Raw genomic sequence first — 15352 nt, forward strand, 5'->3', positions numbered from 1 at the left:
AACCTTTGATGTGTGTTTTGCGTATAAATCTAATGTAGTTTTCATGATTAAAGTATATTTACAGTGAAATAAGGAGGATTACAATGGGTTGCGCACAGTCTTACAAACACTTTACAGGAAAATCCAGAAAGCGCATTTTATTTGATGGTGTAGGGGAAGCTTTAGAACCGTTACATCAGGAAAAGGAACAGAAAGATAGTTTTAATATTGGTGAATTTCTAAAGTTACATGACCAGTTTATGACTGTTAAAAAGCTTGAAGGGCTGTCAAATAAGACAATCTCAGACCATTTATTGTTTATGGAATATTATAAAAGATGGCTAATTGATGATGTAAAGGACTATGAGAACAGAAGTGTTGAGAAAGGAATATTTCTGCAATATACTGCTTATTTGTTTCAGAAAGAGTATAAGCCATGTACAATAAACATCAGACTTAGGACTATTAAGTGCTATTTACGTTGGCTATACACTGAAAAGATTACTACAGATGATATTTCCAGCAAAATTAAGTTAGTCAAAGTTCCGAAAGATACAAAAGAACCGTTAACTATATCAGAAGTAAAGAAGATATTTAGAGTGCTTAATTTAAATGAATACTCACAGTTTAGGGATTATGTTATTATGCTGGTTATTTTAGATTGTGGTGTCAGAATAAATGAACTTCTAAATGTTAAAATAGAAGATTTCAATAGTAAAGATAAGACTATTAAAATAGGCAGTGAAACAGCAAAGACAAGAGAGTCCAGAGTTTTACCATTGAGCAGTAAAACAGTAAGATACCTTAAAAAGCTTATGAAAATTGCTAAAGATAATGATGAAGATTACATTTTCTGTAGTTCATACGGTGATAGGATAATGACGGTTAATGTCATAAAAAACTTTGAGAAATACGGAAAGAGAGCTGGAATCACTAATAAGCAGACCACACCTCATCAATACCGAAGAACATTTGCTGTAGAAGCTGTAAAGGCTGGCATTGACATATTTAGTCTGCAAAAAATGTTAGGACACTCCAGTATATCAACTACAAGAATTTATGTGAACTTGGATAACAGTCATATTATAAAGGCACACAATAAGCTTAATATAATAAACAAGTTTTTATAAAGAAAAGATTAAGCAGTATAGGAGTTGATTATCATAGATCATCTTGTGGAACAATTTTACATTTACATTGATGAAGCATTTGCAGATTTTTACAAGGAATGGAGTTCTGGCAATTTTAGAAAATATTCAGAGTGTCATAGTTATCACGAGCTGAGGACGCTGTTAGACAGTGTAAATCCGTTAAGGAAGTATATGGGATGGAAAGCTCTTAGCATAAAAGAAATGATTGAGTACAGAGAAAGTTAAAAAGCCATCTATTCGCAGTAGATGACTTTGTTAGAAAGATATTCGACATACAACTAAATATCGTTAAACATTCAGTCTTACAATGCTTATTCTAACAAAAAAAGTAAGTTATTGCAAGGTGTGTTTCTTATACTCTTTTTTAGACAGTATAGGTCAGTTATCTATGCACTGGAATAACTATAAAAAGTCCAGAGGTTAGCTGTGCCAATGCACAAAAACAGCTACTATTCAATCAAACTGTATACCCTTCTTTACAGTGAATAGTGCAAAAGTGAGGACTACTATAAGGTCTGGAATGGTTACTTGGCAGTATAGATACTGGGTAGGCAATAGTGAGTGTAGGACAAGTATTACACGTTTTAGCTATTTGTTGCGTAACAGCAGTAAACAAGAGGGGTATTAAGCGAGGTCGCAAGCTTTAGACCGATTTTACAGTTATCTCCGATAGGGGACAGGTTAGAAGATAGTTTACTCTACTTTTTTATTGCAGTTATATATTTTTTAGCTGTAATAAAAAGGTAGAAAAACTATTTTCGCTCAGAACACAGACATTACCCGATTTTACAGGACTATAAGCAAAAGTCAAGCGTAAATACATAGAGAAATTACAGAGAGAAAGAAGGATTTAAACATGTTGAGAGGATATGCAAGGGTGAGTACAGTAGAACAGAACTTAGACCGTCAGATAATAGCACTACAGGAAGCTGGCTGTGAGAAGATATATCAAGAGAAGATTACAGGTACAACAAAAGATAGAACAGAATTGCAGAGATTATTGGCAGAATTAGAAGAAGGGGATACGGTGATAGTAAAGGAGTTAACAAGGGTATCGAGGTCTACGTTGGATATGCTGGATTTAGTACAGCAGATTACTGAGAAAGGCTGTTTTATAAGGTCATTAAGTGAAAGCTGGTTAGATACTGGAAGTCCTACTGGGGAATTAATGTTAACTCTTATGGCTGGTATTGCACAGTTTGAGAGGAGATTACTATTACAAAGATGTGCAGAAGGCAGAGCAGTGGCAGTTGCCAAAGGAACAAAGATGGGTAGACCAAGAACAGGAGGTAAGCAGTTAGACTTTGCAATAGAGTTGTACAAGAATAAATCAATGAGTATTAGAAAGATATGTGAATCAACTGGCATTGCCAAAGCCACACTCTGTCGAAGGTTAAAAGAGTTAGGACTGACAACGCAGAGTGCTTAAAATGAGGTGAAGGTTTTTATAATAGTTTTAGTTTAACAGAAAGGCACTTCCATGATAGAGGTGTCTTACTGTTATATTTAAGAGTTGTGTTCAACAGTATAGTTTGATTAAAAATTATTACTGAATAGTAACGAATGACGATATATCTTAAAATTGAAATGCAATCTGCAATATTATTAATTTTTTCTTTTAAAATATAATTCTTAAAACATTAAAGAGCTTATTTATATAAAATACTTAAAGATAATTGATCTTAATATGATGTATTTATCAAATTTAAATATTGTTTTATCGAATTACGATAAATTACTATTGTATTTCATTGTAAAAAGAGTTATTATATTCATATAAATTCAAAAAATTGGAGGTATTAACTGTGATTAATAAATTGGAACAAACTAAATCTTCATTAAAGACATTTTTAAATATTATTTATTATGCTGGCTTAGTTGGACTTATATTTTCTATATGTACTTATTTTGCGTTTCCAAGTTTTATCTCTGTTAAACCATCAGCATTGATGTTAGTTTTTTCAGTAGGTGCATATTGCTGTGTTCTTGCAATAGTTCATCAACTAATTAAGATAAACGATACAGTGATTTGTAAAACTCCTTTTATAATAGGGAATGTAAAAAGAATGAAGAAAATAGCAGCTTATTTATTTATAATCTCAGCATATGTTTTTATTAAAGATTGGTTAAGATTTAAAGCACACATTTTTTCTTATACTTTCGATAGTAGTGGTTTAAATACTGATGCTGAATGCTTAATTTTTGTTCTACTTGGACTATTTGTATTAATTGTTGCAAAGATATTTAAGACTTCAATAGAAATAAAAAATGAGAATGATTTGACTATATAACGCAATAACGGAGGATATAGTGGCAATTGTAGTAAACTTAGATGTTATGATGGCAAAACGAAAAATGTCACTTTCACAATTAGCTAAAAAGGTTAGAGTTACAAACGCCAATTTGTCTATATTAAAAAATAATAAGGCTAAGGTGATAAGGTTTTCTACTTTTAGAAGCGATTTGTCGTGAACTGCAATGTCAATCTGCAGACTTACTTGACTAAAAGGAGAAATGAATATATAAGTTATAATGATATATTCTTATTTAATTGCAACCAAAAGAAGAACAAGTTCTGTTAAAATATCGAAGTATCCTATTTTTAATTTTGTGATGGTTTTCCAGTTATGATAGATAGACTTTGTCCTTAATATTGTTGAATAAAAGTGAGATATTAAAAAGTGAAAGTTACGAAACAATACTGAAATAATACCCGAAGTTTAAAAAGATAGCAGAAAATTTTTATAGAGGTTTTTGCAGGTAGAACACAGGTGCTTCCAGTGGTAGCCTTCACGGTGTACCCCTATATATTATAATTAGTATACAAGAGTCGGAATCAGTATGTATACTGTAGATACATCCGATTCTGGTAGTTATGGGGGCATTCCACCGTTGGTACCATTAGTTACATATATTTAGTGTAAATGGCAAAGGTTAAAGTGGAAGAGTGTTTTACAGTAATTTACATATACAAAAGTGAATATATACAGTACAGATAAGATTAGTATGATTATTACTTTGACTACCGTGGTTACAAATATTAACAGGAGGTCAGTTCAGTAAGTTTATTAGCAGTTAAATACAGTATATTACACAGATACTTTTGAGGACAACAATTGAGAACAGTTAAACCCTTTGTTATTAGTAGGAAAAAATCGTACTCAATATTGTTAATTTATGAGAACAATCATAAAAGCAAAGATAATAAGTTGTTAGTTGACCATATATGGAAGTAGATACTGATTATACACCAGCAAGTCAGTTTTGTGATTGTTGGATAACAGTGGTAAATGATATAGTTTAGGGTGTTAAAGTGCCATGGTGTAGTGATGGAGAGTTTTGGAAATGGATCTTACTGGGTGTTCTTCTTATACTTTTAGGCAATACTTTTACAGCTATAATAAGTCTACTAACGTATCATAGATAAAAAACAGGAGATATTGCTGCATAGGAAAAGAAGCAAAAGCGTTGGCCTTAACTTGATTGATATATTAACTTATACATCCTAAAATATTTTAAATTATTTTCTAAAATTATGTTACAAACTACTCTAAAAATTCGTATATATAGTGTTAAGGTAATCAGTAACTCTCTCTTTAAAATAAAACTGCCACAACTATAAGTGCTTCCACAAAGATAATAACAGTAGTAATAATAATAGTAACGAATAATATAGAAGAACTAACTTTGAAATTGGTGCGAGATATTAGAGAGTAATTCAGTGGCTTATCTTTTATAGTATTTTGTAACAGCTAAGTTAAAGGAATAACACTCTGTAACTTATTTGAGAGAGCTTTGACATATCTGCTTAATTTCATTCTGTCGTCTTTATTCGTCCAGTTCAAAATAGTTGGAATATCCTTTTTACATATCTGTCCAGTAGCAAGTCCTACAAGAACGTTCATATCTTCTGGAGATATTCCAGATAAATTCTGTAAATCCATTAAGAGCTCACTATCAGCATATTCGTTTTTAATATCTGGTACCTGTTCTAATCTACGTTTAGACACGAAGTTCCTATCATATTTTCTCTTGTTGGCATTGTAATGTTTCCTTTTATCCTTGGCTAAACACTCTAACTGCTTGTACAAATTATTCATAAAGCTAATATTACTGTTGTAGGCTTTATTTGCAATGCCATCTAGCATATTAAATAAATGTAACTGGAAGTCAGAGAATAATTCACACCAATCAATGTTATATCTATTTCCCAGAACTTTAGCCCATTTTTTAACTATTCCATTATCTTTTAATAGAAATTCATATATAGGTTCATACACTCCTACTCTGAATAATTCTTCTACTTTAATTTCTAATTCTGTGTCCCATCTGGAAACATATTTACGACCTCTGACAGTGTCCTCAAAACATTCAAAGGAATTAGCTGGGGTTTCTTCTAAGTGTCTATTTACTATTCCATTACTTCTATTATTAGCTTTTATAAACAAACTTCTCATACCGTATCACTTGGGGACTGTCTTTTAACAGTCTTTCTCCTTTCTTGTAACTTCATTAGACTTTCTTAGTTTGTTGTAATCTACTTTAAATTTTTCTGTATTCCTAAAGAAGAAGCCACAGAAATTAATCTGTGACTTATTCTGTTCTTATGACTTTTTAGCTTGAGATTTAGCCTTATTTTGCTTTAATATTTGTTTTTGAATGTTTAACTCGTCTTTTAAAGACTGTATTTGATGGTTTGTTTTTTCTACTTGGATTTTATTATAAACATCTTCAGGCATAGTATAATAAAGTGCTTTAATACAATACTTATATTTATTCAACTCTGTTTTTTTATCTTTAATTTCTCTGCTTAGTAAAGCTATCTTTTCAGCATATAACAATAGAGTATCCTGACATAAATTTTCATGTTCTGCCAAGTAGGTAATGGCAGTTTTTAGTTTCTTTTCTGCTGACCTTAAAACTTTTTTTGTTGGATTGAAAAGTTGCTCATAAATTTGCTGAACAACAAGATAGTTAATATCATGTGGTAACTTTTTAGGAAATATATCTTTAATGTATACAAAGTCCATAAGTTCATAATAATTTTCTTCATAATCATACTCGTGAACCATAACACACATAAGTTTGTCTTTATTTTCTGGTAGTACTATTCTTTCTAGTTTCATTCCATACATATTCATTTTAAATCCTCCTAAGTTTTTGCCCTTCGGCTTAATTTTGTTTCCATAAGTCATGTAGGAGTGACATCTATTCTGTGACATAAAAGATAAAAAAATAGGGAGGTAATTTATTCCTCCCTGTTTCATCTATTTATTAGCCATCAACAAGCTATTTTCATCTTTTGCTTCAAGTATATCTAACTTTAAAGTCTGTTCCTCATTTATATCTGCTACCTTAACTTCATCATCTACTTTTTCAGCTTCAATAGCCATTATTCATACCTCATAGTAGCAGTATTACAGTGATTGAGGGGGTGCACAGGAAAGTGTCTTTGACTACAGCATGAGTACTGCTACAAAAATTCTTACTGCTGCTCTTTGTTTTTGGGTAATATTTTGTTTTATGGGATTATGTGGTATAATCTACTCACAAGTTGTGACGGAACTACAAATTTATGCGAGGAAAGGATAATAGATATGACAAAAGATGAGTTTATTAATACGTGTATTAAAGTAGGATATTGCAATAGAAGGGCAGCCATTATGTATTCCGAAAGAGAAGAAAAAGAAGATTTTACACAAGATGATTTTATTGAGGTATATAGGATTGTTGAGAGAGCTTTTGATGTTTCAATAGATACAGGTAAGTATAAAAAAATTGATGGATTTAAAACAACTAAAAGATACAAACAAACCGAAAAAATGGGTTCAGATAAAAACGAGTAACTCAATTCCTAATACAAACTTTATATTGATGTATTATAAAGTTTATATATCAGATAGACTTTCTTCTTATAAAGAGACGGAACTGTAAAATATGATGGCAAATTTAATGCTTTAATCTAAAATCGTAAGAGATAGTTTTTAATACCTCTTACGAAAAAGTCAATATAACCACATCGAATACATCGTTATACTGCTAAGCTATAGATGTTCTTCAGGTGCTAATTCATTATACTTATCCCAACCTAACAAGAGCAATTCAGAGGTTTCTAAAGTGCCTCCTCCGAAAAGCACTGCAAAAATAAGAAAGGGTATACACAGAAAATTAAAAGCTTTTTCCATTAATGTTAGTTTCTTTTCATTCAAGTTAATCACTCCTTTTATGTGGTTATATATACTACATTGTACAGTTAATTTTTGTAAAATTCAAGTTTTTGGAAACTTATTCTAAATGGTATAAATTTAAAGTATCGAAAATGTGTTTATATTTAGTTCGGAATCTTCTTAAAGTGTCTATCTACTATAAATTTATGATAGATTATGGTTTACAGAATGGAGGGAGCAAAATGTTCAATAGATATAAGATTACACCTACTAGGGAACAAAGTATTAGGAGAATAATTGGAAGTTTATTTTTGATGGTTTTTGGAATTTATATGTTATGCCTATATAATAGAACTGTTGGAATTGTATGTATCATAACTTCAAGTTGTATTATTTTGTTCCATTTATACTTTCTTATCTTTTTAAAGAATAGTCTATCTTCTATTGAAATTAATATAACATCAGGAAAGTTACTGAATGACGAAGAAAAGGAATATAAATAAAAGGAATATAAATAAAAGGTTAAGTTATAATATTTTCAAGTTATTACGAAATTATAAAATATTTTTATTCTATTAAGGGAGAGAATTATGGAAAAGGGAATGACTATATTTAGTATATTCAGTTTAATAAATCTAATAGTTATTATAGGTATATTGGCTAGTTATATTTATGGATTTGTTCTATTTGTTAAACTTGCTAAAAGGGGTATTAAGGCATTTGATATTTACATAAATGAAAAGACAAATAATAAACTGTAGCTATGGAATTCCTTAAACAGTGCTACAGTGGTAATTTACAACGAACTAAATCAAGGAGGATGTTTATGAAAATGAAACTATGGGTGAGGTATTTTGTTTATATGTTTCTAATATTTGTAGTAGTATTTTCGGGACAACATGTTTTTCAAGGTATTGCAAAGATTAGAGAAAACTCATTTAATCCTCAATATTTCTACACAAGTGCTATGACAATTATTTTTTATGGAAGTATAGGTTTAATATTGGGTTTAGAACATTTGATTTGTGAGATAAAAAAAGAAGGAACTTGGAAACTTAATTTGTCTAAAATAGTTTTAATGGGACTGCCTTCATTATACTTTTCACTTGCTTATGTAACATTTAGTCTTAACATTGAATTTTTGAGAAACATAATAATATACCCTATCATTACATTAATGGTAAGTTACTCAGGTTTTCTGTCTGTCTTTCCATTGATACTTGGATATGCAATTATTACAAGTTTTTATAAGCATAATGAAAAACTGGGAGTATAGCTATTTCGTGATCTTCTTAAGGTACTTGGTAATGGCAAAACTATTCCGAAAAAATGGTAAGACGTTGCGATACAATTATATTAAAAATTATTAAATGGAGTATTAAAAATGAACAATAATAAAAAGTTGCTTTTTTATCTTCTTCCCATGGCAATTATTTTAGTTATATTAGTCATTATGTATTATAAAATGCAACCTATAATTACGTAATGTATCCTTTCTCTTAAGTTAACAATTATATAAAACGTGATAACTCGTGATTTTTTTGGCTTCATCAAATCAATAAGTGATTTAGGGAGGAAAATTCAGAAGTTGTAACATAGGTATAAATTGTGATGAATTAAGAAGAGAGTGTATTTATGAAGAAAAATATGGTCTTTCAAAGAAGATATGAACTTTAAAAGCACGGTAGCTGACGTTTCAATAAATTGTTGAGCCTAAAGGAGGATGAGTGTCATGGAGGTAAGTTACGTTAAACTTAATTCTCGTTCTTCTTAAGCTATCACGAAATTATAAAATATTTTCATTTTGTTATAGAATTGACTACGATTAAATTTTTGGGGAGGTAATATAGACATGTATATAATAGTATTATCAGTAATTATAGTAGGTGTCTTTATAGTATTCGGAAGTATTATACTTGGTAGGTATATTTTAAGTAGCAGACAAAATAATGAAACTGGTACATATCAAATGGTTAAATTAGATGAAAAAAATATTGTTATACTGGATACAAGGACAGGACAATATTGGAAAAAGCCTATTGTAGAAAATTCTTCTTTAAAAACAACTGATAGAGAGCCAGATAAGTACGCATGATTCTTTTGAGGTGTCACAAATGTAAGTTATTGTGCACTAAATCATAAAATTTTTGGAGGTATGTAAATATGAATGCTTTAAAAAGAAATACTAAAGTAATTATGGTAGTAGTTTTCATTATGATTTTCGAATGGTATGGATTAAAGCAGTATTACAATTATATACCAACCAGTGCACCTACACCTAAAATTATGTACAAAAATAGAAAAATTGTTTTGAAAAATGCAGATTTTAATTGGTTTGATAAAGATAGTGGAGGAAACAGTAATATTTTTGGAGACCCAGCTGAAACATTAAGAGATTACAAACCAGTTGACGTTGGGAGTGAGGATTCACTTGAGTATAGCTTTCCACAAAAACCACCAAGGATTGTTTCAATAACTATAACTAAGTGGTATGGTTCGCAGTGGAAATTAGTAGATAGATATTTTAGATTTTATAGTGATAAAAAAGAAGATAGGATAATTCTGCTTCCTAAAGAAAAAGGAATTTATATTTATGAAATAGATGGAGAGTGGGATGAAACTCATAATACAGCAAATATTTTCAAAATAAATGTTAACTAAGTTAAAAATAATTGTAATATTAATTATTTAATTCGCAATGTTCTTATGGTTTGCATAAATCAGGACTCAAAAAGTTAAAGCAACTCTATAAAATAGTACGACTTAATTATTATTAATAGGAGTAAAAATCAAATGAATTATGAAGAATATGAAGAAAATTTACTGTCATTTAGCAGATTGTTTGAAGAAGGGTTTAAAAAACCCAACTTTAAAACAAAAAAATTTACAGAGTTGTGGTATGATGTGGATGTATTGATGTGCAGAGAAGCACTTTCAGGGCCATTTTATCATGTAGATATGTATTATAATTGTGATTATGTATTTGAAGGCGAACATGAGTGGTTTAAAGAAATAAGAAGTTGTGAAGATTTTCTAAATTGGTGTTTAAGTATCATTAAACTCTATAAAAGCAAAATAAATCAGGTAGATTCTATCATTCCTGATGAAAAAGAAGACAAACAAATAATGTTACTACAAGCTGATATTATGGAAAAGTTGTCCTTTATGGTGTATGATATTCAAAAGGATAGATGGAAATTTATTAAGAAACCTTATTCAGATAATATACAATAGAGTTTAGTTCGGAATGTTCAAATAATATTCACCAACTACTAATACAAATATGAAAAGCCGAAGCAGTAGATACTCATATTCTCTGTGTGTCAATTTTTAATACAAAGGGAAGCTAGTTATATCAGTGTCTACAGCCATTTTACTGTTTTTATGTGTCAATAATTGATACCTAACATATATATTATATAACTGTAATATTTATTTATATAAGTTATGTAGCAAAAACTGATACAAAGAGATCACTGTAATATCTAATGGAAATAAGGATTGCTATGGGATAAAACCTGTGGCAGTCCTTTCTTCTTTATCTGTTCAACATAGATACTTCATAAATACAATCCATCCTCTGCTAAGAAACAAGCTTCTGGTTTACAATTGCCATTCATACTAGTTGTATGAGTGGTTTTTTCTACATCATCTACAACTTCCATCATTCTGGATACTTGACTATGTTCGATCCACTCTGCAACATCTCTCGATACAAATAGGATATCTTTAAAATAATATTCGAAACCATAGTCACAAAACATCTTAAACTCCTACATTATATATGTAGCCAATACATGAAGAAAAGGAGGGAGAGAGATGTTATCTATGCCAATTAAGATTACAAATACAGCTACAGGAACAGTATGGACTTTTTCTACCATAAGGAAGGCTTCCAGAGAATTGCATATAGACTCAAGATATATTACTGATTATTGCAAAGGAAAGAGAAAGTTTCATTCAGGTGTTTATGAATGGTGTTTTGTAAATGATGTTAAGAATGGTTCTAAGAATGTCTAACTAATATGTGTATTAATGAAATTACACCCAGTATGATTAAAAAGTTAAACAGCAATTGTGTCGAGGTTACTTAAAAGAAGTTTCAGTATTTATAAATAAATTACCAATAAAAATAGTAAGAAGGTTGTTTTTATAGGTTCTTGAGTGCTTAAAGTATAGATGGGGAGCAAGCACTGATAATGTTGGAGTTAATTATAGTACACCTGTTAATTATCATGTGCGAAACACAGATCTTGCTGTGATTGACATCTCTATTTTTTAATAAACGTAACTATACTTTTAAAATTTAAGTAATATATGAAAGGAGTAAGTTGCACCGTGACAATAAACTTTAGTCCAGAATTAATAAATATACTTCCTGTTTATTTAAAAACTAGGTGGAAAAGCTTAGCCAAGCAAGTAAGCTTTAAATTCACTATTGTATATCTATATAACTCAATAACAGGAAAGGCCTTAGCAAGCTCTCAGTTGAATGATGAGTTAAATAGAATTTGGAGTGATTTAGGACTCGATAATGATGATTTAGAAAACTTATATACATTACTTGCAGTTATAGAGACTGGCAGCGTGAAATATAAAAAATATAAAACTAACGGAGGTAATAAATAATGGCAATAATATTAACGAATAAAGAAACTATATTTGATAGAAGTGACATTGATAACTACTTACAGAAATTTAATGAGAGAGTTAGTGAGGTTGATTCAGCTATTATGAAGCTTAGTGATGAACTTGATAAAGCACGTGCAGAAAAGCAAGAACTGATGTTGAAAGATATGCTAACTGCTGGAGATGAGTTTCGTAAGCCACTACAGAATATCACTACTAAGATAGAGAATTACACTAAGATGTTAGAGCAAGAACAGGAGAAGAAAGAAGCATTTATTCAGATTATGCAGAATCCAGAGTTGGAAAAGTTACTGGAAGATTACTATAAAAAAATGAGTGAAGATATTAGAAAATATATAGATGTAGATGAAAAGGCAATTTTTACAGAATTAGCTGAATTAAGAGATAGACAATTAGTAGTATTAAATATGCTAAATGAAAACAGAAAAGTAGTTGAAAATGAAGTATATGATTTCTCAGTGGTGGTTAAAGAGTTAGGATATCCTCAATATAGATGGACTGTTGCTTTCCATGATAATATTAATATGCCAAATCCAGCATTCAAGGAGTTAGGATCTATAATGTTTAACTGTACTTCAATTAAAGGGGTAGAACATCAGTATGAAATGAGCAAACGAATTTATTAAGGTATATATGATGTGGGGAGTTCTTAAAGGGTTTATACTTAAGGCTCTCCAGTCCTATTCTTTTAAAGGGAGGTTACTACAATGAATAACAGGGATGATGATACTTTGGATGAACTGATAGAATCAGAGATAGTTTCTGTAAATGAAGAAGGTTTGCCAGTTAGAACTGAGGAATATTCAAAGGCTGGAGGTAGACGTAGAAATTACAGTCCTGAAGAAGTAGTTGCAATTGTCCTACCGTATGTTTATCAGGACATAACAGTCTCAGACAGGGAGTTGGAAAGAATGTCTAAGCTGGATAGACGAACTATCAGCAAGTGTAGAAAGTCTGAACTGTTCAAAACTAGACTTGCAGAACTTACTAATGACAAACTTTTGAATCTCAGATGTATGGCACTGGAACAGTTGGAGAAGATGGTAAAAGATAAGAATCTAAATGCTAATACTCGTGTAAAAGTTATCCATGAAATATTGTCTCATTCTGTTAGTGTAGCAGAGTTAGCTGTAAGTACTGGAAAAGAAGTGAAGCCGATAGATATAAATGTTTTGCTGAAGGAAATAGAAGATATGTAACTAAAGGTAAGAGTAGGTACAGTGATAAACTGCTGTGTCTGCTCTTATTTTTTTATACTTTGAGGGACTGCTATTACTGGTAAAGGACTTATATTATTCTGCTTTACTTGTATTTCTGCCTATGCTATAATTACAGCATAAACCAATACTTTAATAAAGACTACAAACGGTGAAATACGTATAGATACAGGGGTTGCCAGTCTTAGAGCAGAGAATGTAACTGCAAAACCTTTATTCCCCAGTTCAAATCTGGGTGGCGCCTCCAAAAAAACACCTCATAAATTTGAGGTGTTTTTTACATTTCTAAAAAGTTAATACACTACAGGTTCCAATACTTTTATTATTTTATTTTTGCAGTCCATCTTTATTTGAGCACCTATAGGTAATGTTAGTTTTGGATAAGAGTGGCCTGATTGAAGATTACTTAATGTAGGCTTATTTAGGGTTAAAATCCTATCTTCAAGTACTTGTTTCAGCGTTAGACTTCTTTCATAATGAGGAAGTTCACAATTTGTAAATTGTCCAAGAATAATGCCTGAACAACTCTGCAATTTATTGGATAAAATTAGATGGGTAAGCATCCTATCAATTTTATAGGGTTCCTCACCGACTTCTTCAATGAATAGAATTTTACCTTTAGTATCTATTTCAAAAGGGGTTCCGATAGTGCTGCATATCAGAGATAAGTTACCACCCACTAGTTGGCCGGTAACTGAGACCTCAGAGAAACTTCTTATGGGGATGTCCTCAGGATTTTTTATAATAAATGGACTATATCCATTCATAAGAGTATCTAAAAAACTTTTTAATGTATTACTATCTAAAAAATTAGAATTACACATAGGCGAATGAAATGTTATTAGATTGCATTTAAGGGCTATATTATTGAGGAATGTAGTTATATCACTAAAGCCTGCAAAGATTTTAGGATTTAATTTTACTATATTAAAGTCTATTAGCGGAAGAATACGCATAGTGCCGTATCCTCCTCTTATACATAATATCATGTCTACTTCTGGATCTAAAAACATATTAGTAAAGTCTTCAGCTCTATTCTTATCATTTCCGGCGAGATATCCAAGTTTGTCGTATATGTGTTTTCCTTCTTTAATATTGAAATCTAGAGATTTTAAAAGTTCTATACTTTCTTTTATTTTATCAGCAGTTTCAGGTCCGGCTGGAGATATAAGACCTATTGTATTACCTTTTTTTAATCTACTAGCTATCAATTTATCACATCCTTATAATTAATACTTAGAATAATCCCTTTTTACGCAATATAATAATTGCTATTAAAGAAAGAACTCCCGCAACGCCGCAAGCATTCCAAAAACCTAAGTAGTGGGTAGCAAAAGGAATTCCTTGAACATTCATACCAAATGATCCAAATACTATATTTGGTATTGACATAACAATAGTGACAGATGCTAACCATTTCATGACGATGTTTAAATTATTTGATATTATAGAAGCAAAAAAATCCATGGTTCCACTTAATACATTGCCATATATATTAGCCATTTCTATAGCTTGTTTGTTTTCAATAATTACGTCTTCAAGTATATCTTGATCTTCTGGGTATTTCTGTAGAATTTCTAGTTTTAACATCTTCTCTAATGTAATCTCATTAGCTTTAAGTGATGTTGAAAAATAAACAAGAGATTTTTCTAAAGATAAAAGTCGTATTAATTCTTTATTTTTCATAGATTTATGAAGTTTTTGCTCTATCATTGCACTTTTTTTGTCTATTTGTCTAAGATAAAGTAAATAATAACTAGCTATTCTATAAAGTATTTGAAGAATAAACCTGGAGCGCTTAAAGGTAAAAAATGATTTTACTTTTCTATCTATAAAGTCTGTAAGAATCTTACTGTTCTTTAAGCACACTGTTATTATATTAGATTCAGTGTGAATAATTGCTAAAGGATATGAATCATAAGTTAAAGAGTTATCCTCCATTTCAGTAAAGGGTATATCAACAATTACTAGTAAATTATTGTCTTCCATATCAATACGAGAAGTTTCTTCTTCATCTAACGCAGATCGTAAAAATTCTAGGGAAACTCCCGTTTTTTTTGATATTAAAAGTATATCCTCATCTGAAGGTGCTACTATATTTATCCAACATCCTGGTTCTATAGAATCTATTGATTGGAGAGTGCCTATTTCATCTAATGTTTTATAAATTGAAATCATATATGCCTCC

Annotated in this window: 23 protein-coding genes and 1 pseudogene; 16 read left to right on the top strand and 8 right to left on the bottom strand. The window is 30.4% G+C overall.

What is annotated here, in order from left to right:
• The first annotated feature begins 83 nt into the window (after positions 1-83).
• From CLMAG_RS21055 to CLMAG_RS21075, 5 genes and pseudogenes are all read left to right on the top strand, one after another.
• Positions 84-1109 carry a tyrosine-type recombinase/integrase gene (locus tag CLMAG_RS21055; protein ID WP_066627095.1) on the top strand — a complete coding sequence of 342 codons (1026 nt, stop codon included), beginning with the start codon at positions 84-86 and terminating at the stop codon, positions 1107-1109.
• A gap of 45 nt (positions 1110-1154) precedes the next feature.
• A complete protein-coding gene (locus CLMAG_RS21060; protein ID WP_066627097.1) occupies positions 1155-1355 on the top strand; it encodes a hypothetical protein in 201 nt (66 codons plus the stop codon).
• A 631-nt stretch (positions 1356-1986) separates the two neighbouring features.
• A complete protein-coding gene (locus CLMAG_RS21065) occupies positions 1987-2559 on the top strand; it encodes a recombinase family protein (protein WP_066627099.1) in 573 nt (190 codons plus the stop codon).
• Between the two features lie 376 nt (positions 2560-2935).
• Complete coding sequence (locus tag CLMAG_RS21070) at positions 2936-3421, top strand: DUF2975 domain-containing protein (RefSeq protein ID WP_066627111.1); 486 nt, start codon at positions 2936-2938, stop codon at positions 3419-3421.
• 19 nt (positions 3422-3440) lie between these two features.
• Positions 3441-3636 (top strand): annotated as a pseudogene (locus tag CLMAG_RS21075) (helix-turn-helix domain-containing protein).
• A 1246-nt stretch (positions 3637-4882) separates the two neighbouring features.
• Here the strand turns inward: CLMAG_RS21075 and CLMAG_RS21080 are convergent.
• From CLMAG_RS21080 to CLMAG_RS34460, 3 genes are all read right to left on the bottom strand, one after another.
• A complete protein-coding gene (locus CLMAG_RS21080) occupies positions 4883-5587 on the bottom strand; it encodes a hypothetical protein (RefSeq protein ID WP_066627114.1) in 705 nt (234 codons plus the stop codon).
• Between the two features lie 147 nt (positions 5588-5734).
• Positions 5735-6352: a hypothetical protein gene (locus CLMAG_RS21085; protein ID WP_207647057.1), complete on the bottom strand. Its 618-nt coding sequence runs from the start codon at positions 6350-6352 to the stop codon at positions 5735-5737.
• 45 nt (positions 6353-6397) lie between these two features.
• Positions 6398-6523, bottom strand: a complete 126-nt coding sequence (locus tag CLMAG_RS34460; RefSeq protein WP_278331275.1) for a hypothetical protein — start codon at positions 6521-6523, stop codon at positions 6398-6400.
• A gap of 111 nt (positions 6524-6634) precedes the next feature.
• On the opposite strand from CLMAG_RS34460, the gene CLMAG_RS21090 reads away from it, so the two are divergent.
• Complete coding sequence (locus CLMAG_RS21090) at positions 6635-6976, top strand: hypothetical protein (RefSeq protein WP_139264311.1); 342 nt, start codon at positions 6635-6637, stop codon at positions 6974-6976.
• A 198-nt stretch (positions 6977-7174) separates the two neighbouring features.
• Here the strand turns inward: CLMAG_RS21090 and CLMAG_RS32615 are convergent, their stop codons facing one another.
• Entirely contained in the window at positions 7175-7339 is a 165-nt protein-coding gene (locus tag CLMAG_RS32615) for a hypothetical protein (protein WP_161487014.1), read from the bottom strand.
• Positions 7340-7539: 200 nt separating this feature from the next.
• Here CLMAG_RS32615 and CLMAG_RS21095 point away from each other — a divergent pair, with 200 nt between their 5' ends.
• From CLMAG_RS21095 to CLMAG_RS21115, 6 genes are all read left to right on the top strand, one after another.
• Positions 7540-7800 (top strand): hypothetical protein, encoded by a 261-nt coding sequence (locus CLMAG_RS21095; protein WP_066627123.1) that lies wholly within the window; start codon positions 7540-7542, stop codon positions 7798-7800.
• A gap of 87 nt (positions 7801-7887) precedes the next feature.
• The gene (locus CLMAG_RS32620) at positions 7888-8058 is read left to right on the top strand and encodes a hypothetical protein (protein WP_161487015.1); all 171 of its coding nucleotides are present in this window, start codon (positions 7888-7890) and stop codon (positions 8056-8058) included.
• 65 nt (positions 8059-8123) lie between these two features.
• A complete protein-coding gene (locus CLMAG_RS21100) occupies positions 8124-8573 on the top strand; it encodes a hypothetical protein (protein WP_066627125.1) in 450 nt (149 codons plus the stop codon).
• 576 nt (positions 8574-9149) lie between these two features.
• Positions 9150-9392: a hypothetical protein gene (locus CLMAG_RS21105; protein ID WP_066627127.1), complete on the top strand. Its 243-nt coding sequence runs from the start codon at positions 9150-9152 to the stop codon at positions 9390-9392.
• Positions 9393-9460: 68 nt separating this feature from the next.
• Positions 9461-9958 carry a hypothetical protein gene (locus CLMAG_RS21110; RefSeq protein WP_066627131.1) on the top strand — a complete coding sequence of 166 codons (498 nt, stop codon included), beginning with the start codon at positions 9461-9463 and terminating at the stop codon, positions 9956-9958.
• Positions 9959-10090: 132 nt separating this feature from the next.
• Positions 10091-10531: a hypothetical protein gene (locus CLMAG_RS21115; protein ID WP_066627132.1), complete on the top strand. Its 441-nt coding sequence runs from the start codon at positions 10091-10093 to the stop codon at positions 10529-10531.
• A gap of 326 nt (positions 10532-10857) precedes the next feature.
• Here the strand turns inward: CLMAG_RS21115 and CLMAG_RS21120 are convergent, their stop codons facing one another.
• On the bottom strand, positions 10858-11061 hold the full coding sequence (locus CLMAG_RS21120) for a BRO-N domain-containing protein (RefSeq protein ID WP_066627135.1): 204 nt from the start codon (positions 11059-11061) through the stop codon (positions 10858-10860).
• Between the two features lie 55 nt (positions 11062-11116).
• On the opposite strand from CLMAG_RS21120, the gene CLMAG_RS21125 reads away from it, so the two are divergent.
• From CLMAG_RS21125 to CLMAG_RS21140, 4 genes are all read left to right on the top strand, one after another.
• Positions 11117-11317 carry an NUMOD1 domain-containing DNA-binding protein gene (locus CLMAG_RS21125; protein WP_066627138.1) on the top strand — a complete coding sequence of 67 codons (201 nt, stop codon included), beginning with the start codon at positions 11117-11119 and terminating at the stop codon, positions 11315-11317.
• Between the two features lie 318 nt (positions 11318-11635).
• On the top strand, positions 11636-11926 hold the full coding sequence (locus CLMAG_RS21130) for a hypothetical protein (protein ID WP_066627141.1): 291 nt from the start codon (positions 11636-11638) through the stop codon (positions 11924-11926).
• The gene (locus tag CLMAG_RS21135) at positions 11926-12573 is read left to right on the top strand and encodes a hypothetical protein (protein ID WP_066627143.1); all 648 of its coding nucleotides are present in this window, start codon (positions 11926-11928) and stop codon (positions 12571-12573) included. Before CLMAG_RS21130 ends, CLMAG_RS21135 begins: the two co-directional genes overlap by 1 nt.
• A gap of 81 nt (positions 12574-12654) precedes the next feature.
• Complete coding sequence (locus tag CLMAG_RS21140) at positions 12655-13146, top strand: hypothetical protein (RefSeq protein ID WP_066627146.1); 492 nt, start codon at positions 12655-12657, stop codon at positions 13144-13146.
• A 119-nt stretch (positions 13147-13265) separates the two neighbouring features.
• On the opposite strand, the gene CLMAG_RS32625 is transcribed toward CLMAG_RS21140, so the two are convergent.
• Genes CLMAG_RS32625 through CLMAG_RS21150 form a run of 3 tightly spaced genes read right to left on the bottom strand, consistent with a single transcriptional unit; the run spans position 13266 to position 15342 of the window.
• On the bottom strand, positions 13266-13412 hold the full coding sequence (locus tag CLMAG_RS32625) for a hypothetical protein (RefSeq protein WP_161487016.1): 147 nt from the start codon (positions 13410-13412) through the stop codon (positions 13266-13268).
• Between the two features lie 45 nt (positions 13413-13457).
• Positions 13458-14375, bottom strand: a complete 918-nt coding sequence (locus tag CLMAG_RS21145) for a S66 peptidase family protein (RefSeq protein ID WP_066627148.1) — start codon at positions 14373-14375, stop codon at positions 13458-13460.
• Positions 14376-14400: 25 nt separating this feature from the next.
• Positions 14401-15342, bottom strand: coding sequence for a magnesium transporter CorA family protein (locus CLMAG_RS21150; protein WP_066627150.1), 942 nt, complete (start codon positions 15340-15342; stop codon positions 14401-14403).
• Positions 15343-15352: the final 10 nt, after the last annotated feature.

Source organism: Clostridium magnum DSM 2767 (assembly GCF_001623875.1).
Classification (GTDB): domain Bacteria; phylum Bacillota; class Clostridia; order Clostridiales; family Clostridiaceae; genus Clostridium_AM; species Clostridium_AM magnum.